This window comes from Intrasporangium sp., assembly GCF_039812505.1.
Taxonomy (GTDB): Bacteria; Actinomycetota; Actinomycetes; order Actinomycetales; family Dermatophilaceae; genus Intrasporangium_A.
This window is the reverse complement of the sequence record NZ_JBDIAQ010000069.1, coordinates 1-18,009: the sequence shown is the minus strand read 5'-3', so window position 1 is coordinate 18,009 and position 18,009 is coordinate 1. Positions and strand designations below refer to the sequence as shown.

At 74.1% G+C, this 18,009-nt stretch carries 18 protein-coding genes; 10 read left to right on the top strand and 8 right to left on the bottom strand.

All coding sequences use genetic code 11. From position 1 onward, the window contains the following. Window positions 1-74: 74 nt before the first annotated feature. Window positions 75-1,535 (bottom strand): plasmid pRiA4b ORF-3 family protein, encoded by a 1,461-nt coding sequence (locus WMI84_RS10550; RefSeq protein ID WP_347352911.1) that lies wholly within the window; start codon window positions 1,533-1,535, stop codon window positions 75-77. Between the two features lie 176 nt (window positions 1,536-1,711). Between WMI84_RS10550 and WMI84_RS10545 the strand changes: the two genes are divergently transcribed. After that, window positions 1,712-2,260 carry a Uma2 family endonuclease gene (locus WMI84_RS10545; protein ID WP_347352909.1) on the top strand — a complete coding sequence of 183 codons (549 nt, stop codon included), beginning with the start codon at window positions 1,712-1,714 and terminating at the stop codon, window positions 2,258-2,260. Window positions 2,261-2,269: 9 nt separating this feature from the next. On the opposite strand, the gene WMI84_RS10540 is transcribed toward WMI84_RS10545, so the two are convergent. From WMI84_RS10540 to WMI84_RS10525, 4 genes are all read right to left on the bottom strand, one after another. Further along, window positions 2,270-3,673, bottom strand: coding sequence for an amidase (locus WMI84_RS10540; RefSeq protein ID WP_347352907.1), 1,404 nt, complete (start codon window positions 3,671-3,673; stop codon window positions 2,270-2,272). After that, window positions 3,673-3,867: a hypothetical protein gene (locus WMI84_RS10535; RefSeq protein WP_347352905.1), complete on the bottom strand. Its 195-nt coding sequence runs from the start codon at window positions 3,865-3,867 to the stop codon at window positions 3,673-3,675. The genes WMI84_RS10540 and WMI84_RS10535 overlap by 1 nt, the downstream gene beginning before the upstream one ends. A 308-nt stretch (window positions 3,868-4,175) precedes the next feature. After that, on the bottom strand, window positions 4,176-4,550 hold the full coding sequence (locus WMI84_RS10530) for a hypothetical protein (protein ID WP_347352903.1): 375 nt from the start codon (window positions 4,548-4,550) through the stop codon (window positions 4,176-4,178). A 187-nt stretch (window positions 4,551-4,737) separates the two neighbouring features. Next, window positions 4,738-6,375 carry a CDP-alcohol phosphatidyltransferase gene (locus WMI84_RS10525; protein ID WP_347352902.1) on the bottom strand — a complete coding sequence of 546 codons (1,638 nt, stop codon included), beginning with the start codon at window positions 6,373-6,375 and terminating at the stop codon, window positions 4,738-4,740. A 187-nt stretch (window positions 6,376-6,562) separates the two neighbouring features. Here WMI84_RS10525 and WMI84_RS10520 point away from each other — a divergent pair, with 187 nt between their 5' ends. The 6 genes from WMI84_RS10520 to WMI84_RS10495 are packed head-to-tail and all read left to right on the top strand — an operon-like array spanning window position 6,563 to window position 12,347. Further along, window positions 6,563-7,546 (top strand): zinc-binding alcohol dehydrogenase, encoded by a 984-nt coding sequence (locus tag WMI84_RS10520; RefSeq protein ID WP_347352901.1) that lies wholly within the window; start codon window positions 6,563-6,565, stop codon window positions 7,544-7,546. Window positions 7,547-7,552: 6 nt separating this feature from the next. Then, window positions 7,553-7,960 (top strand): 6-carboxytetrahydropterin synthase, encoded by a 408-nt coding sequence (locus WMI84_RS10515; protein WP_347352899.1) that lies wholly within the window; start codon window positions 7,553-7,555, stop codon window positions 7,958-7,960. Then, window positions 7,957-9,399, top strand: a complete 1,443-nt coding sequence (locus WMI84_RS10510) for a glycosyltransferase family 4 protein (protein WP_347352898.1) — start codon at window positions 7,957-7,959, stop codon at window positions 9,397-9,399. Before WMI84_RS10515 ends, WMI84_RS10510 begins: the two co-directional genes overlap by 4 nt. After that, a complete protein-coding gene (locus tag WMI84_RS10505) occupies window positions 9,396-10,478 on the top strand; it encodes a lysylphosphatidylglycerol synthase transmembrane domain-containing protein (protein WP_347352896.1) in 1,083 nt (360 codons plus the stop codon). Before WMI84_RS10510 ends, WMI84_RS10505 begins: the two co-directional genes overlap by 4 nt. Further along, window positions 10,471-11,406, top strand: a complete 936-nt coding sequence (locus WMI84_RS10500; protein ID WP_347352894.1) for a dihydrofolate reductase family protein — start codon at window positions 10,471-10,473, stop codon at window positions 11,404-11,406. The genes WMI84_RS10505 and WMI84_RS10500 overlap by 8 nt, the downstream gene beginning before the upstream one ends. Continuing rightward, complete coding sequence (locus tag WMI84_RS10495) at window positions 11,403-12,347, top strand: hypothetical protein (protein WP_347352892.1); 945 nt, start codon at window positions 11,403-11,405, stop codon at window positions 12,345-12,347. The genes WMI84_RS10500 and WMI84_RS10495 overlap by 4 nt, the downstream gene beginning before the upstream one ends. A gap of 182 nt (window positions 12,348-12,529) precedes the next feature. Here the strand turns inward: WMI84_RS10495 and WMI84_RS10490 are convergent, their stop codons facing one another. Together WMI84_RS10490 and WMI84_RS10485 are read right to left on the bottom strand one after the other, a co-directional pair. Next, a complete protein-coding gene (locus tag WMI84_RS10490) occupies window positions 12,530-13,384 on the bottom strand; it encodes a class I SAM-dependent methyltransferase (RefSeq protein ID WP_347352890.1) in 855 nt (284 codons plus the stop codon). After that, window positions 13,381-14,115, bottom strand: coding sequence for a CDP-alcohol phosphatidyltransferase family protein (locus WMI84_RS10485; protein WP_347352888.1), 735 nt, complete (start codon window positions 14,113-14,115; stop codon window positions 13,381-13,383). The genes WMI84_RS10490 and WMI84_RS10485 overlap by 4 nt, the downstream gene beginning before the upstream one ends. Window positions 14,116-14,250: 135 nt before the next feature. Between WMI84_RS10485 and WMI84_RS10480 the strand changes: the two genes are divergently transcribed. Next, window positions 14,251-15,105 carry an enoyl-CoA hydratase gene (locus WMI84_RS10480; RefSeq protein ID WP_347352886.1) on the top strand — a complete coding sequence of 285 codons (855 nt, stop codon included), beginning with the start codon at window positions 14,251-14,253 and terminating at the stop codon, window positions 15,103-15,105. Between the two features lie 96 nt (window positions 15,106-15,201). On the opposite strand, the gene WMI84_RS10475 is transcribed toward WMI84_RS10480, so the two are convergent. Next, on the bottom strand, window positions 15,202-16,836 hold the full coding sequence (locus WMI84_RS10475; RefSeq protein WP_347352884.1) for a helicase HerA-like domain-containing protein: 1,635 nt from the start codon (window positions 16,834-16,836) through the stop codon (window positions 15,202-15,204). Window positions 16,837-16,870: 34 nt separating this feature from the next. On the opposite strand from WMI84_RS10475, the gene WMI84_RS10470 reads away from it, so the two are divergent. After that, on the top strand, window positions 16,871-17,167 hold the full coding sequence (locus WMI84_RS10470) for a type II toxin-antitoxin system VapB family antitoxin (protein WP_347352882.1): 297 nt from the start codon (window positions 16,871-16,873) through the stop codon (window positions 17,165-17,167). 66 nt (window positions 17,168-17,233) lie between these two features. Then, window positions 17,234-17,776: a LytR C-terminal domain-containing protein gene (locus tag WMI84_RS10465; protein WP_347352880.1), complete on the top strand. Its 543-nt coding sequence runs from the start codon at window positions 17,234-17,236 to the stop codon at window positions 17,774-17,776. The last annotated feature ends 233 nt before the right edge of the window (window positions 17,777-18,009 follow it).

Sequence of the window (18,009 nt, the reverse complement as noted above, 5' to 3'; positions counted from 1 at the left end):
GTCCGGCGACGTCAGGCTGCTCGATGACGGTGCCGATGTCGGTAGGGATCTGCGAGACCGTGAGCCTTCGCCGGTCAGGCCAGCTTGGCGAGGGCCTGGTTGAGACAGGACCGGTCGAACCGGGCCGGGTCGCACGCCGACGGGTCGACCCAGTCCGGGATCCAGTCGCTCAGGTCCTCCCGTGAGGGGTCGTCGCGGCCGGTCAAGGCCTCCAGGAGCATGGCGTGACCGTAAGGCCCGCCGGTGTCCTCGAACGGTGCCGCCCTTCGGCCGGCGGTGCAGACCACCGGGCGGGCTGCCCCGTCCTCGGCCGGGCGGCGGGCCTCGACCGTGATGTCGTGGACCCAGTCGTCGCCGAAGTCGTAGCGGTAGATGAGCCTGTCCCCGACGCCACCGGCGAGCGAGTCGAGCCGGATCCGGCTCAGCGCCGGGCCCTCGAACGTCTCGCCGTGGCGGCGCCCCTTGGTGACCGTCTCGAAGTCGTGCAGATGGTCGCCGGACCAGTCGAACGCGACCTGCAGGACGGCATGCAGGTCGGCGAGGGTGATCCCGGACGGCACCTCGAGCCGACGCCAGATCGGAGGCTTCGTATGGCGCAGCGCGACCTTGATCTGCAGCACGTCCTCGACCCCTGCCTCGGCGCCAGCGAGCTCTGCCCCGGCTCCATCGAGTGCTGTGGCCTCGACCAGCCGGGCCACGAGCTCGGCCCGGGAGCGGACCAGGTGGATGTGCCGGGCGACATCCTCGACCTGGTCCGGCCACATCGGGCACGTGGGGCGCGCCAGCGCGTCCCCGAGCAGGTCCGCGAGGGTGGCGGCGTCGATGTCCTCGAAGAAGGTGAACGGGTCGCTCTCCATCTGCCCCCGGATCATCTCGCGCAGCCCCTTCGCGCGGCGCCCCTCGGCCACCCAGGCGTCCTTGACGCCGCCGCCGAGGTCATGGTCGACCAGGACCATGAGGACGTGCTCGCGGCCCCGGTAGTCGAACTGGGCGCCGATCGAGGCTTGACTTCCGAAGTCGTCGCCGTACTGCCAGGCCTGGAGCAGGACGGGGTGTCCGACAACACCCGCCCACGGCCGGTCCGCAACCCCGTCCCGCGCGAGGGACGTGGCCGCCTCGGTGGCGTGGGCTTGGCTGTCGGCCGGTCCGATGACCGAGGCGACCCGGAGCAGCGCCAGGGCCTCGGAGCTCGCCAGCGAGATCGCCCAGTCGATCACCATGCGCATCAGCGCCGCATGCGTCTCGTGTGCCTCTGCCTCGCCGATGTCCTCCGGGAGGTCCAGCTCCATGGCGCCGAATGCCGAGGAGACGATCTGCTCCGCAGCCAACGGGGTGCGAGCCTTGGCGAGGTCGGCCATCAGGGTCGTGGCAAGGCTCGCCGTCGCCACGGACAGGAGGTCCGGGTGCTCGCCGAGCAGGGCCGCGAGGTCCGCCCCGCGGGCGGTCGACGCGCCGAGGTTCGGTGGGGCGGTCGTCGCCCGCGTCCGGGTCGCGTTGCGGCGCACGGGACGCCTCTTGGTGCTGCTCTTGGCCATGGCCGAAAGCCTGCCACGGGCGGGGATGGCGGCGGCGCAGCCGCGCCGAGGGTCGACCGTCGCGCCAGCCGCATGCCAGCAGCCGGCTCCACGAGGAGCGTGAGGTCCTGTGGACGACGAGCGCGCGACTGGGCCGCGCTCGGGCAGGGTGGCAGCCATGTCCCGAAGGAGGCACGATGATGACCATGACAGCGCTGCCGCGCTCGCGTCCGCTGGTCCGAGCGGACCTCGAGGCGATGCCGGATGACGGGCACCGCTACGAGCTCATCGACGGGGTGCTCATCGTGACACCGGCACCCGCGCTGGGGCACCAACGCGTCGTCGGTCAGCTGCACCTGCTGCTGTCCGCCGCGACACCCCCGGGCCTAGAGGTCATCCTCGCGCCGTTCGCCGTCGCCCTCGCCGACGACACGGAGCTGCAACCCGACCTGATCGTGGCCCGGACGGCGGACTTCACGCCTCGCGAGCTGCCCGGGCCGCCGCTGCTCGCGATCGAGGTGCTCTCACCGAGCACCCGCCGCATCGACCTCACGCTCAAACGCGACCGTCTCGAGGCGGCCGGATGCCCCGCCTACTGGTGTGTCGATCCGGTCGCGATGACGGTGACCGCCTGGGAGCTGGAGGATGGGCGCTACGTGCAGGTCGCGCACGTGGCCGGCACGCAGGTCTTCGAGGCGACCCGCCCGTTCCCGGTCACGGTGCGTCCCGCCGACCTCAAGAGGTGACACCCCGCGTCACCCCAGCCCGGTCGGCATCCGGTTCGCGAAGTCGGTGGCCGCCTCGAACGCGGCGCCGACCCGTAGCACCGTCGCCTCGTCGAACGGCCGGCCGTAGACCTGCAGCCCGATCGGCAGGCCCTGCGAGTCGAACCCACACGGCACCGACAGCGCCGGCAGGCCGGTCAGGTTGCCCGGCGCGGAGGCCTTGACGTAGACGTCGATGGCCGGCTCCTCGGTACCGTCCGGCCACCGCACGACCGGGTCGTCGGCCCGGACCGCCGTGGCGCAGAGCGTGGGAGCGAGCACCGCGTCGAGTCCCTCGAACAGCCCCTGCCAGGCCAGCTTGACCAGCTGCCGGGCTCGCAGCGCACGCAGGTAGTCCGCGGCGAACATCAGCTCGCCCGCCTCGAGCAGCACCCGCACGTCCGCCTCGTACAGCTCGCCCTTCGCGCGCAGCGTGCCCTGGTGGTACGCGGTGGCCTCGGCGACCAGGATGCCGTACTCGATCGGCAGGTAGGTCCCGGCCAGCGGCAGCTCCACCTCGCGGATGCTCGCCCCCGCGTCCTGCAGGGTCGCGACCGCTGCGCGGAACGCAGCCTCCACGTCCGGCTCGATGGGCGCGACGTAGTAGTTGGTGGGCACGCCGAACGTGAGCCCGGCCAGCCCGGCAGCGCCGTCGAGACCGGCCGAGTAGTCCGGCACCGGCTCGTCGACGCTGCCCGGGTCGCGCGGGTCGTACCCGGCCAGGGTCTGCAGCAGCAGCGCGACGTCCGGCACGGTGCGTGCCATCGGCCCGGCGTGGTCGAGCGCCCAGCACAGCGATGTGATCCCGTACCGCGAGACGCGGCCGTAGGTCGGCTTGAGCCCGGTGGTGCCGTTCAGGGCGGACGGGATCCGGATCGAGCCGCCCGTGTCGGTCCCGGTCGCGCCGAGCACCATCCGCGCGGCGAGCGCCGCACCCGACCCGCCGCTCGACCCGCCCGGGATCCGGTCCAGGTCCCATGGGTTGCGCGTGGTCGGGGTGATGACGCCATACGCGTACTCGTGCGTGTGGGTCTGCCCGACGAGCACCGCACCGGCCGCAAGCAGCCGGGCGGTGACCGCCGAGTCCGCGGTGGCCACCCGCCCCGCGCGGGTGCGGCTGCTGGAGGTCGAGGCGACCCCGGCCGTGTCGCAGAGGTCCTTGATGCCGACCGGGATCCCGTGCAGCGGACCGGCCGGCCCGGACGCGCGGATCTGCGCCTCCGCGCTCCGCGCGGCCTCCCGCGCGGAATCGAGGGTGAGGGTGGCGAAGGCGCCGACCCGGGCCTCGTGGCGCTCGATCTGGCTGCTGACCGAGTCGAGCAGCTCCACCGGGGACAGCTCCCGCGTCGCGATCGCCCTCGACGCCTGCGTGATCGTCAGCTCGTACGGCTGCATCACGACCACCTCGCGTCGAAGCTCGTCGCGGGCGGCACGTCGCCCAGGTCGAGCCCGTCGAGCTGGTCGACCAGGCTGGTGACCAGCTGCAGCACGGGGACGACCAGGGCGACCCGCTCCTCGTCGAGCGGCAGCCGGGCCTGCGCGGCGAGGGTGCGCACGAGCTCGGGAGTCACGGGGGGTCGGGGGTTCACGGTGCCTCCTGAGGGCGAGGGCGCCCACGCGGTCGGGGCCGCCCGGTGCCTGCCACGCTACGAACTTCGCTGCGCCGTGCCAACCCTCCGGGCCCGACGACGTATGCCGCTCAGCGGGCTCGGGCGCCCACCCGACCCGGGCTGTCGGGCCGGTCCCCGCCAGCCGGTCCACCCGCGCCACGACAACCATCGTCCGCTGGGACCTGTCACCCTGTCGGGACCTGCCCTGACAGGACGCCTATCGCCCGTCCGGACACCCGTTGCCCCGCCGGGACTACCGCCGCCCTGTCGGGACCACCGCCCCCCACTCACGCAGCCGTCTGGTGCCCCCGCTGCAGCTGTGTGGCCAGCCCGGCCAGCCCGACGACGATCGCGATGGCCTCCGAGATCGCCGCTGCCCAGATCGGGAACCCGGCCCACTGCTCGTGCACTCCGAACAACCCGACCGTGGCCGACACGACGAAGCCGGCCAGGGTCAGCGTGCCGAAGCCGAATAGCAGGAAGAACGGCGCCCAGTGGTGCCAGACCAACAGCAGCACCGCGATGACGACCCCCGCGACGACGTTGACGACGAAGGCGGGCCCGACCACCGCCAGGGCGTTGTACCCGTTGAAGACGAACTCCCAGAAGTGGACCGCGGCGGACACCAGTGCCACCACCGCCCCGATCACCCGCAACGTCATGGCTCCTTCTCCTCTCAACTCTGCACCTACCCTCAGATCGCGCGCTGCTCCCCTCACCTACAACGCCGTCGCGGCCGGATGTCATCGCCGATCCCGCGCCCTTTCGACGCCGGACCGGCCCGTCGTGGTCGCCGACCCCGTCGCGCCGACCCGTTCGCGCCGACCCGTTCGTGCCGGTCCCTGTCCCCTACCCGAAGTCGGTCAGGATCCGGTCGCGCAGCGCGCTCATCGGCCAGACCGGGGCGTCCCGGCTCGGCGTCAGGCCGGGGCTCCAGCCCCAGCCCGCGACGCTGTCCAGCACCTGCGGGTCGTGCGCGATGACCATCGCCGGCACCTGGTGGCTGGCACCGGGGCGGGTCACCGAGCTGTTCGGCTGGTGGTCGCCCATCGCGATGACCACCAGGTTCGGGTCGTTGCTCGTGGCCGCGAACGAGGCCAGCGCGCGCATCGCGTACGCGATCGTCTGGCCGTAGATCTGCCGTGGGTCGGCGGTCCGGTCGCCCGGCAGGTCGGGCGACGCCCCGGCCGGTCGGCCGAAGACCGACCCGTCGCCGAGGCTGCCCCACGGCAGCAGCGGCGGGGGCGGGGTCCACGGGTAGTGGCTGGACAGCAGGTCGATCTCGGCCATGACCGGGGGCCGGTGACCGGGGGCCAGCTCGCGGTCGCGGAACACCTGCAGGGTGTACTGGTCCGGCATCGTCGCGTAGCCGAAGCGCGGGCCGCGGTAGCCGACGTTCTCGGCGGTGTAGAGCTTGTCGAACCCGTAGAAGGTCCGCCCCGCCAGCCAGGTCCGGGTCGTCGCGGGCACGTCGAAGACGGTGCGCCAGCCGGCCTTGCCGAACGCCCGGGCCAGGGTCAGCCGGTCGGTCGCGAGCAGGTGGTCGTAGCGCTGCTGGCTGTCCACCCACAGCCCGGCCTCCACGCTCGAGTGCGCCAGCCAGCTCGCCCCCCCGAAGGTCGGCGAGGTCAGGTAGGCGCTGCGGGCGGAGAACCCGGCCGCGTTCAGGTCGCGGTCGGCCCGGGCCAGCGCCGGGCGCACCACCCCGGCGACCTCCGGGTCGTCCAGCGCGACTCGGCCGTAGCTCTCGACGAAGACCAGCAGGACGTCCTTGCCGCGCAGCCCGGTCAGCAGCCGGTCGCCGGGTACCGCGGCGAACGGGTCGGCCGCGACCTGCCGCGCGAAGGCGGCATGGTCGGCCAGGTCGTGCCGGAGCCGGGTGGCGCTGTCCCAGACCAGCCGGCTGCTGTTCGCCGAGGCCACCGTCACCCCGGACGACCACGCCGCCCCGGTGAGCGCGGCGGCGACCCACACCGCGGTCAGCACGGCCAGGGCCCGGGCGACCCGTCGACGCTGCCCGGCGAGCGCGCCCATGACCCGCGCGGTGGCCGCCGGCAGCACGGCGAGCACCGCCACTGCGGCCAGGACCGCGGCGGCGGCGACCAGCAGCGCCCGGGTCCGGCCCACCCAGTCGGTCAGCACGCCCAGGGCCGGCCCGAGGTAGGACCAGTCGGTGAGCAGGTTGAAGGGGCGGTCCAGGGTGGCGTGGAAGCCGAGGTCCAGGGCCTTGAGCAGCACGACGAGACCGAGCAGCAGGCCGAGGACGAGCGCGACGACCCGCAGCGCCCGGCGCGGCAGGACCAGGGCCAGCAGCACCACGACGAGGACCTCCACGGGCAGCCGGAGCAGCTCGGCGACACCCTGCCCGGTCAGGTCTGCGGGCATGGCCAGCGCCGCCCAGACCAGCGCACCGGAAAGCACCGTGAGCGTCATACCGACGACGTGGTGCGCCCTCCGGGCCCGCCCGGCGCTGGTCGAGGGGTCCACGCGGTCAGGGTCGGGTAAGGGCACCGCACGCCTCCACACTCATGTGTCTACAGTAAATACGTCACTGCAAGACAAACACGCCTGAACCGTCGGGTCCCGACCGCCCGGCTCCGGGAGTCCGCGCTGGAAGACGAGGGCGGAGCACGACATCGGGGCGCGGGCGCCGGCTGCGGAAAGGGGGGCCAGGTTGCCGCTCGACGCGAGGGCCTTCTGGGTCGCCGCACCCGGTCGCGGCGAGATCCGCCCGGCGCCGGTCGCCGATCCCGGGCCCGACGAGGTGCTGGTGCGCACGCTCTACAGCGGCATCAGTCGCGGCACCGAGCGGCTCGTCTTCCGGGGCGGGGTGCCGCCCACCCAGTACGCCGCGATGCGCGCGCCGTTCCAGGAGGGCGAGTTCCCGGGGCCGGTGAAGTACGGCTACCTCAGCGTCGGGGTCGTGACAGCGGGCGACGAGCGGCTGCGCGGCCAGGAGGTGTTCTGCCTCTACCCGCACCAGAGCGCCTACGTCGTCCCCGCCGCTGCGGTCGTGCCGGTGCCCGAGGGAGTCCCGGCTCGGCGGGCGGTGCTCGCCGGCACCGTGGAGACCGCGGTGAACGCGCTCTGGGACGCCGCGCCCCTGGTCGGCGACCGGGTCGCCGTGGTCGGGGCCGGCATGGTGGGATGCTGCGTCGCGCGGCTGCTGGCCGGCATCCCGGGCGTGCAGGTCACCCTGTATGACGTCGACGGCTCGCGCGCGGAAGTGGCCGACCGGCTCGGGGTCGGGTTCGCCTGCGCACCGGAGCGGGTCGGCGGCTGCGACATGGTGTTCCACGCGAGCGCGAGCGCCGACGGGCTGCGGCTGGCCCTTGACCTGCTGGCCGACGAGGGCCGGGTGGTCGAGCTGAGCTGGTACGGCGACACCCCGGTCGAGGTCGGGCTCGGCGGGCGGTTCCACTCGGCCCGGCTCGGGATCGTGGCCAGCCAGGTCGGCCGGGTGGCACCGGCGCGGCGGGCCCGGCGCACCCCGCGCGACCGGCTGGCGCTGGCGCTGCGGCTGCTGCGCGACCCCGCCTACGAGGCGCTGCTGACCGGGACGTCGCCGTTCGAGCAGCTGCCGGCGGTGGCGAGCCGACTGGCCGACGGCAGCCTGCCGGCGGTGTGCCACACGATCAGCTACTCCGGTGGAGGGTGAGGCGTCATGTACACGGTGACCGTCCGCGACCACGTCATGGTCGCCCACAGCCTGCGCGGCGAGGTCTTCGGCCCGTCCCAGCGCCTGCACGGCGCCACGTTCGTGGTCGACGCCGCGTTCCGGGGCCCGAACCTGGACGACGACGGGATCCTAGTCGACATCGGTCGGGCCGCGGCGCACCTGCGCGAGGTGCTCGACGAGCTGGACCGCCGCAACCTCGACGACGTGGCGGTGTTCGCCGGGCGCAACTCGACGACCGAGGCAGTGGCGCGGTACGTCGCCGACCAGCTGGCCGAACGAGCCGTGGCGGGGGTCCTCGGCAGCGCCGCGCGGCGGCTGGCCGGGCTGGCCGTGACGGTGCACGAGTCGCCGGTCGCGTGGGCGACCTACGAACGGGCGCTGGAGCCGGGATGAGCACTCCACGCGGCGCCGGCCCCGGGGTCAGGGACTGTGGGGTCACGGACCTCGGGCGGGCTCTCGTGAGGACCGCGCCCGACGGGGGTATAGGGGCCGGGGGTGTCGTCGCAAACGACGTCGTCGCCGAGGGTGTCCTCGACAGGGGCGTCGTCTTCGTGCTGCCCGGTGGGGTCGACGACCCGCGCCGGCCCAGCGGCGGCAACCGGTACGACCGGCGGGTCTGCACGGGGCTGCGGGCGTTCGGCTGGTCGGTCCGCGAGACTGCGGTGCCCGGTTGCTGGCCGCACCCCGACCGGGCCGCGCGCGAGGCGCTGGCCGCGGCGCTGCGGACCGGTCCGGTCGGTCGCGGCGACCCTGCGGTGGTGCTGGTGGACGGGCTGCTCGCCTCGGGGGCAGCCGACCTCGTGGCGGCGGCTGCTGCCCAGCGGCCTGTCGTCGTGCTGGTCCACATGCCCTTCGGCCCCGTCGAGCCGACGCTGGCCGACGCCGAGCGGCGGATGCTCTCGCAGGTTGCGGCAGTCGTCACGACCAGCGCATGGGCCCGGGGCTACCTCGTGGATGTCTACCGCCTCACCGGCGATCGGGTCCACGTCGCGACCCCCGGCGTGGACCGGGTGCCACTGGACGCACGCGCTCACGATGTGGTCGAGGTGGCCGGGTCCGGCGAGACAGACGCGCGGGTGGGTCGGCACGACGCGACGCAGGTGGTCGGGTCCGGCGAGACAGACGTGCGCCCGGGTCGGCACGACGCGACGCAGGTGGGCGGGCTTCGGGAGGCAGGCGCGCGGGTGGGTCGGCACGACGCGACGGAGATGAGCGGCATACCTGCTGCTGGTGGGCGGCTGCTGTGCGTCGGCGCGGTCACGCACCTGAAGGGGCTCGACGTGTTGGTCGGTGCCCTCACCGAGCTGATGGCCGCCCGTCCGGGGTGCGACTGGCGCTGCACGTGCGTCGGTGCGCTGGACCTCGAGCCGGCGTTCGTGGCGCACCTGCGGGCCACGGTCGAGGTGGTCGGCCTCGCCGGGCGGGTGGTGTTCACCGGTCCGCTCGGTCGCGACGACCTCGATGCGGCGTACCGCGCGGCCGACCTGCTGGTGCTGCCCTCCCGGACGGAGAGCTGGGGGATGGTCGTCGCCGAGGCCCTTGCGCGGGGGATCCCGGTCGTGGCGAGCGACCTCGGGGGCGTGCCGGAGTCGCTGGGCCACGCCCCCGACGGGACCCGGCCGGGGCTGCTCGTGCCACCCGGCGATCCCGCGGCGCTGGCCCGCGCGCTGACGCGCTGGCTCACCGATCCGGCGCTGCGCAAGCGGCTCCGCGCCGCAGCCGAGGGGCGCCGGCCCGGCCTGCCCGGCTGGGACCACACCACGGCGCTGCTTTCCACCGTCCTGTCGAGCGTGGCGCCCGGCCTGGGCGTGCTGGGGGGTGTCGGAGGGTGAGGGCCACCGCTGCACCCGTCGTGAAGCATCCCCCACGCTGGCGGGGGTGGGTCCGGATCGTGGTCGCGATGGGCGTACTCGCCCTGCTGGCAGTGCGGTTCGGCTCCACCCCGGTGCTCGACGCGTTCCGGGCCGTGGACCCACTGGTCGTCCTGGCGGCGGTCGGCGTGGCCGTCCTGACGACCGTGTGCTGCGCCTGGCGGTGGTGTGCGGTCGCGGCCGGCCTCGGGCTGCGGCTGCGGATCGGCGAGGCCGTCCCGGCATACTTCCGGTCGCAGCTGCTGAACGCGACGCTGCCCGGCGGGGTGCTCGGCGACGTGGACCGCGGGCTGCGGCAGCGCTCCGCGACGCGGGCCACGGGGCTGCGCACCGTGGCCTGGGAGCGGGTGCTCGGGCAGGTGGTCCAGGTGCTCATGGCCGTCGCCGTGCTCACGATGGTCCCCTCGCCCCTGACCGGGCAGGTGCGCACCGTATGGCGTGACGGGCTCGCCGGGCTGCGCGGGCTCGGCGAAGGCTCGTGGGCGGGTGCCCTGGTGGTGGCCGGTCCGGTGCTTGCCCTGGTGGCGGGCGCCGTCGTGCTGTTCGGCCGGACGCGGCGCCGGTACCGCTCCGGTGCTCGCCGTCGACGGATCCTCGCGGCCGACTGGCGCGGCATCCGGGCGGTGCCGCGGGCGCTGCCGGTGATCGCGGTCACCTCGGTGGTCGCGGTGTGCGGGCACGTGGTCGTCTTCCTGCTCGCGGCGCGTAGTGTCAACCCTGATCTGCGGCCCGGGATGCTCGTGCCGATGGCGCTGCTGGTCCTCGTCGTCGGCGCGCTCCCGGTCAACCTGGCCGGGTGGGGGCCGCGGGAGGGCGCCGCCGCGTGGGTGTTCGGTCTGGCCGGTCTGGGCGGCGCCCAGGGGCTGTCCGTCTCCGTCCTGTACGGCGTGCTGGCACTGGTCGGAACGCTGCCCGGGGTGTTGGTGCTGCTGACCGGGCGCGGGGGAGCGCGGCACGGGCGCGAGGGAGCGCGGCACGGGCGCGAGGGAGCGCAGCAGGGGTGCGGGGAAACGCGGCAGGGGGAAGTACAGCATGGGTGAGCGTGCCCTGGGGGAACGCGGCGTGGGCGAGCGCGGCGTGGGCGAGCGCGCGCGGCCACCGGACCGGCCGGGCACCGGACACGATCGCGACGGCCCGCCGGACCGATCACATCCCATGCCGCGAGCCGCCACCGGGACGGGCGGTACCGGGCTGCCGCGGGCCGACATCCGGCTGGAGGGCGCTGGGCTGCCGAGAGCCGGCACCGGGCGGGAGGGCGTCGCACTGCCCTACACCGTGCTCAGCTGCTGCATCTCGCTGGACGGCTACATCGGCAGCGCCACCGGCGGCCGGCTGCTCCTGTCGAACGCCGCCGACTTCGACCGGGTGGACGCCGTGCGCGCCGGGTGCGACGCGATCCTCGTCGGGGCCCAGACCATCCGCAGCGACAACCCGCGGCTGCTCGTGCGCGACCCCGAGCGTCGGGCGGCGCGACGCGCACGCGGCCTGCCCGAGACGCCGACGAAGGTCACGGTCACCAGCGGAGCCGACCTCGATCCGGACGCGGCCTTCTTCACGACCGGCGCGGACCGGCTCGTCTACTGCCCCTCCGGCGCCGTGCCCCGCGCCGTTGCCCGACTCGGCGCCCGGGCCACGATCGTCGACGCCGGCCCGGAGCTGTACCTGCCCTCGGTCAGCGCCGACCTGGCCCGGCGCGGGATGCACACCCTGCTGGTCGAGGGCGGGGGCCGGGTGCTGACCCAGTTCCTCGTCGCGGACATCGCGGACGAGCTGCACCTGGTCGTCGCGCCGGTCTTCGTCGGGGACGGCCAAGCGCGTCGGTTCGTCGACGACGGACGGTTCCCGTGGCACCCGGCCCGGCGCGGCCGGCTGGCCGGCGTGCAGCAGATCGGCGACGTGGCCTTCCTGACCTATGCCCTCTCCGACCGTTTCGTCGGTGGGACCGAGCACGAGGGTTCGGCGAGGTGACGCGGGTCGACCCGGGCTGGCTGGCCCTTCGCGGTCCGGCCGACTTCCGGGCCCGCACCGAGTGTGCGGCCGGCCTGGCCGAGGCGCTCGGGCGCTGGCTGTGCCGCCGACGCCCCGCCGACCCGGCGCGGCTCGTGGACGTCGGTGCCGGCACCGGCGCGGGAGCGGCGTGGCTCCGGCCCCGGCTGGGGCTGCCCCTCGAACGGCAACGGTGGTGGCTGGTCGACCACGACCCGGACCTGCTGGCACGCGCCGAGCCGGTCGCGCAAGGGTGGGCCGTACCGGTCGTCGCGGACCTCGCCCAGCCGGTCGGCGTGCCGGTCGTCGCGGACCTCGCCCAGCCGGTCGGCGTGCCGGCCGCTGCGGACCTCGCCGTGCCCCCCGCTGCGGACGTCTACGTGCCGGCCGTCGCAGACCTCGACGTCCCGGTCGGGCAAACCGTCGACGCGGTGACCTGCCAGGCACTGCTCGACCTGCTTACGCCCCGGGAGGTCCACGCCCTGGTCGGCCCGGCGGTCGACAGTCAAGCCGCGGTCCTGGCCGGCCTGACCGTGACCGGCCGGGTGGACCTGCGGCCGGTCCACCCGGCGGACGAGCTGGTGGGCGAGGCCTTCAACGCCCACCAGCGACGCGCCGACCGCCTCGGACCGGATGCCGGCGAGTTCGTGGCGGACCTGCTGCGCGACCGGGACTATGCCGTCACGGTGGTCGCCACACCCTGGTGCCTGCGCGAACCGGACCGGGAGCTGGCCGAGGCCTGGCTGTGCGGCCGGGCCGAGGCCGCCGTGGAACAGCAACCCCGGGACGCGGCCCGGATCGAGGCCTGGCTGGCCGACCGGCTCTCCTGGGCTCGGTCCGGACGGCTCGACGCCGAGATCGGACACGTGGACGTGCTGGGGCTGCCGCCCTCGACCGGGTCCGGCCCGGCTCGCGTTCGTTAGACGCAACAAGTCGGGTCAGTGGCGCCGATGCATGCTTGGCGGGATAGGCCGGGCGGACTTGTTGTGTTCTGACGGACAGGTTGCGCCGGCGCCGACGGTGCACGGCTCACGACACTGTTCGCGGCGCTGCGAACGGCGCTGTTCACGGCGCTGTTCACACGGCTGCCCACGGCGCTGCGCGGTCAGCTCCGAACAGCGACGAGCGCGATCTTGCGAATCCGTCCGGACCGCAGCCAAGATGCCCAAAGCCGATGCCCGACCAACAGCTCGTCGAGCACGGCCACCCCGTCACCCACCGAATCCCCGAGCTCGGCAGCGATCTGCGCTCGGTGCTCGGTGAACGCGGCCACGAGCGCATCGACGACAGCCAGGTGGGCCGGGCTGTGGTCCTGCCACCAGGTGACCGCGAGCCCGGCCCGGCGCAGCAGGGACTCGAGCTCGGCCAACGGGACCGGCCAGACGGTGTCGGCCTGCGGCATGGCCGCGCGCTCCCGGTCGGTCAGCGGCATACCCTCCTCGAGGGTGCAGGCGAACCGCCCGCCGGGGCGCAGCGCGTCGGCGACCTGCCCGACGAGTACCTGCTTGTCCCGGAACGCGAGCAGCGTCTCGAGCAGCAGCACCACGTCAGGCGCACCGGGCGGCAGGGGCGGCACGGTCGCGGTCACGAACCGGCAGGGCAGGCCGGCCGCCCGCTCCCGGGCCAGGGCCGTCGCCGACGGGTCACAGTCGACCCCCAGGTAGCGACAGCCCAACTCGCGCGTGAGATGGCGGCCGGGCCCGGCGACGCCGCAGCACAGGTCGAGCAGGTCGACACCAGGGCCGATGCCGGCGCGCCGGCCCAGCGCGAGGATCTCCCCGGCCGACATGAAGCTCTCCTGCCCGACGTACTCGCCGGGTGGGTAGGCCGAGACCCGAGCGCGGTGCAGCGCGGCATCGAGCCGACGGCGCTGCAGCGATCCGGCCGCGACCCGGCCGGGCTCCGCCGCGCCCTCGCCCCGGGCGGGCTGGGCCGCCCGCTCCCGCTCGCCCCGCGTCATCCGGGCAGGCCCCGCCGACGCCAGAGCCAGAGCACGTCCCGGCCGAACGACTCGGCGATCAGCAGCAGGCCGCCGGTGAGTGCCAGGCCCGTCGCCCGGCGCGGCAGGACCCGGGCCGCGGCAGTGGTGAGCGCGATGCCCTCGGTCGCGGTCGCCACCTTGCGCCAGTAGCGCGGCGGCAGGTCGCGCCCCATCCACGGCAGCACCCGCCCGGCGGCACCGAACAGGTAGCGGGCCAGGCCCCCGGTGAGCACCCACCACCCGTGGGACCGGGCCGCGTGCGCACTGAGGACGAGGATGAGCCAGGCGTCGACCTCGCCGTCGAAGCGGGCCCCGAACGCCGAGGTGGACCGGGTGCGTCGGGCCACCACCCCGTCGACTGCGTCGAGCACCAGCGCCGTGGTGGCGAGGGGGACCAGCGCCGGTGACCGCCGGCGACCGGACCACCCGTCGGCGACGAGGCCGGCCACGGCGCAGCCGAGCGTGCCGCGGGCCAGGGTGACCACGTCGGCCGGGCCCGGACCGGTTCGCCGCAGGCCGTTCGCCACCGCCACGTTCAGGGCCAGGCCGCTCAGGCCCCCGACCAGCCAACCGGTGACGCCCAGCCGCGACCCGCGGCCCAACGCACCGAGCAGCCCGGCCTGCGCCAGCAGCCCGCCGACGCACAGCGGGCGCGTCCCGTGACGTCCACCGGCGGGCGACTCCTGCAGGTGCAGCCGGACCGTTGCCATACCCCCAGCCTCACCCGGCCCGGGTCGTCGTGTCCACGCGGCGGACCGGACCGGGCACACGAGGCCATCCCGGCCGGGCGGCCGCAACCTCGCCGGCGGTGCCGGAACGCGGGCCGGGCTGGCTACGCTCGGCGTATGAGTGCCGCGCCTGTCTGGGGTCCTGTTTCGGAGCGAGCCGGCGGGCAGGTGCGCCTGCGCAGCCAGCTCGGCGCGATCGAGGTGACCTTCAACCGGCCCGAGAAGCACAACGCCTTCACGACCGCGATGTACGCCGAGCTCGAGCGGATCTGCGAGCTCGCGGCCATCACGCCGGCCCTGCGGGTCGTCGTCTTCCGGGGTGCCGGTGGGCGCGCCTTCGCCGCCGGGAACGACATCTCGTCGTTCACGGACGTCTCCAGCGGCGCGGACGGAGTGGCCTACGAGTCGCGGATCCGGGGCGTGCTCGACGGCATCGCCGGGATGCCGCAGCTGACGATCGCGGCCGTCGAGGGCCACTGTGTGGGCGGCGGGCTCGCCGTCGCGAACGCCTGCGACCTGCGCATCGCCACCCCGACCGCCCGCTTCGGCTTCCCGATCGCCCGCACCCTCGGCAACGCCTTGTCCGCGCCGATCGTGTTGCGCTGCGCGGAGGTATTCGGTGACCCGCTGACGCGGGAGATGCTCCTGGCTTCGCGGATGGTCGACGCCCGCCGGGCCGCCTCGGTCGGCGCGGTCATGGAGGTCGTCGCGCCCGAGCGGCTCGAGGCCGAGGTGTGGGGTGTCGCCGCCGGGGTCATGCACGCCGCCCCGCTGACGATCCGGACCACCAAGGAGCAGCTTCGGGACGGGCGGGCCCACTACGACGCCGAGGCCGACGACACGAGGCTGGAGCGGGCCTACGGCAGCGACGACTTCAAGGAAGGAGTCGTGGCCTTCCTGGCCAAGCGGCAGCCCGCCTTCCGCGGGGAGGTGCCTGAGCGGCATTACAAGTCGCCGTATGCCGCTGAGTGACCTGCGCGCGGGCCGCGACCCGCGCGCGTAACGGGCCAGTGCGGCTACGAGACCTACGACCTCGACGGCATCACCGCGACCCCTGCGCGTGGTGGGTCAGCGCCGCCGGCGCGAGGTGCCGAAGATGCTGCGGGTGATCTCCCGGCCGATCACGGTGCCGGCCGAGCGGAGCAGCGAGCGGAACCCGGCGGACTCGACGACCCGCTCGACCAGGCCCGGCTCCGGCTTCGCCGCGCGGCCTGGTGCGGCGGGGGCGGGCTCGGGCTGGGAGGTCGGCGGCGAGGAGACCGGCGGCACCTGCCCGGCCGTCGGCGCCGCCTGCAGCCGGGCGGCCAGCAGCTCGTAGGCCGACTCGCGGTCGACGACCGCGGCGTACCTGGAGGTCAGGGGCGAGGCGGCGATGATCCCGTCGACAACCGTCTCGGGGGACGGGTCCATGAGCGAGTTCGGTGCCTTCATGCGGGTCCAGGCCACCGGGGTCGGCACGCCCTTGTCGGACAGGACCGTCACGACGGCCTCGCCGATGCCGAGGCTGGTCAGCAGCTCCGCAAGGTCGTACGCGGTGTGCGGATAGGTCGCGACGGCCTGCTTGAGGGCCTTGGCGTCGTCGGGAGTGAAGGCCCGCAGGGCGTGCTGGACCCGGTTTCCGAGCTGGGCGAGCACGTCGCCGGGGACGTCCTTGGGGGACTGGGTCACGAAGAAGACGCCGACCCCCTTGGACCGGATGAGCCGCACGGTCTGCTGGATCGCGGTCAGGAACGCCTTGCTCGCGTCGGTGAAGAGCAGGTGTGCCTCGTCGAAGAAGAAGACGAGCTTCGGCTTGTCGAGGTCACCCTCCTCCGGCAGGTCGTGGTAGAGATCGGCCAGCAGCCACATGAGGAACGTCGAGAACAGCTGTGGCCGGTCCTGCACCTGGGGCAGCTCGAGGCAGGAGACGATGCCCCTGCCGTCGGTGGTGGTGCGCAGCAGGTCGTTGGTGTCGAACTCCGGCTCGCCGAAGAACTGGTCGGCGCCCTGGTCCTCGAAGGTGATCAGCGACCGGAGGATGACTCCCGCGGTGGCGCTGGAGAGGCCGCCGAGGGCCTTCAGCTCCGCCTTGCCCTCCTCGGAGGTCAGGTGGGTGATGACCGCGCGCAGGTCCTTGATGTCGAGCAGGGCTAGCCCGTTCTTGTCGGCGTAGTGGAAGACCAGCCCGAGGCTGCTCTCCTGGGTGTCGTTGAGCCCGAGCACCTTCGACAGCAGGGTCGGGCCGAAGCTCGTCACGGTGGCCCGGACCGGGACGCCCTTGCCGAGGCCACCGAGGGAGTAGAACTCGGTCGGGTAGCCCTTGGCCTCCCAAGGCATGCCGACCTGCTCGGCACGCTCGGTGATCCGGTCGCCGCCCTCGCCGGGAGAGGCGATGCCCGAGACGTCACCCTTGATGTCCGCGAGGAAGACGGGCACGCCGGCGTCGGACAGCTGCTCGGCCATGAGCTGCAGCGTCTTCGTCTTGCCCGTACCCGTCGCGCCGGCCACCAGCCCGTGCCGGTTGAGGATACCGAGCGGGATGCGCACGGGCGCGTCGGCGTGGGCCTGCCCGTCGACGACCGCAGCACCCAACCCCAGGGCCGGACCGTCGAACGCGTAGCCGGCCCGGATCTCGTCGAGCAGACCGGGTTCGGGTGCCTCAGGTGGCGTGGACGTGGCGGGGGCGGTGGCAGGCGTGGCGGGCGCGGCAGGGACGTCGCTCATCTTGGGCACTGTAGTGGGCGCCTATGCTTGGTCGGTGATTTTCAAGGCCGTCGGCGACACGCGCCCGTACCCCGACCATGGGCTGCAGAGCGTCAAGGACTGGTCGAGCGTCCCTCCGCGGGTGGTCCAGCTCGGTGAGCTGATCACGACCAAGAGCACGCTCGACCTGCGCGGCCTGTTGGCCACCGACTCGACCTTCTACGGCGACCTCTTCCCGCACTGTGTCCAGTGGGAGGGTGAGCTCTACCTGGAGGACGGGCTCCACCGCGCCCTGCGGGCGGCACTGCAGCAGCGCGCCGTCCTGCATGCGCGGGTCCTCGTGCTGTCCTGACGTACCCTCTGACGAGGCCGCCACCAAGATGGCCACCCGACGTCGAGGACGCGACAAGAGGACCGGATGACGCAACCGGACGATGGCTACGAGTACCGCGCGAAGCGCCAGCGCCGCACCACGGTGACGATCGTGGTGCTCGTGCTGGCGCTCGCGGCGGCCTTCTACTATGCGTCGAGCTACTTCCGGGACACCACACCGGAGCCGTCCGCCAGCTGCACGACGGTCCTCCCCCCGGCCCAGCCGCTGCAGCCTGCGGACGTCTCGGTGAACGTCTACAACGCGACGACCCGCAACGGACTCGCGGGTGCGACGTCCAAGGTGCTCGCCGAGCGGGGCTTCAAGATCAGGAAGGTCGCCAACGACCCGCTCCGGAAGAAGATCAAGAAGGTCGCCGAGATCCGCTACGGCGCGTCGGGCAAGTCGTCCGCCGAGCTGCTCGCCAGGCATGTGCCGGGCGCGGTCCTGGTCAAGGACAAGCGCAAGGACGACAGCGTCGACCTCGTCATCGGCAACGCGTGGAAACGGCTCGGCCCCGTGCCGGCGCAGCCGGCTGCCACCCCCACGCTCCCGCCCTGCCCGGGCGGCGACTCTCCGGGCGGCTCCTAGCAGGGGGCGCTCCCGCCCGGCCGGCCCGGTGGAACGGGGACCGACCGCATCTGCCCCGCGCCCCCGGTGCCCCGATCGCAGCTCCCTCATCACCTGCTCCGCTACTAGCAGCAGGGGGCCCGCTGCTGCTAGTAGCGGAGCAGGGGGCCCGCTGCTGACGTGGGGGGAGCAGGGGGCCCGCTGCTGCCCGGAGCGGAGCAGGGTGTGAGGGGTCGGGGAGGGACAGTGTCGGT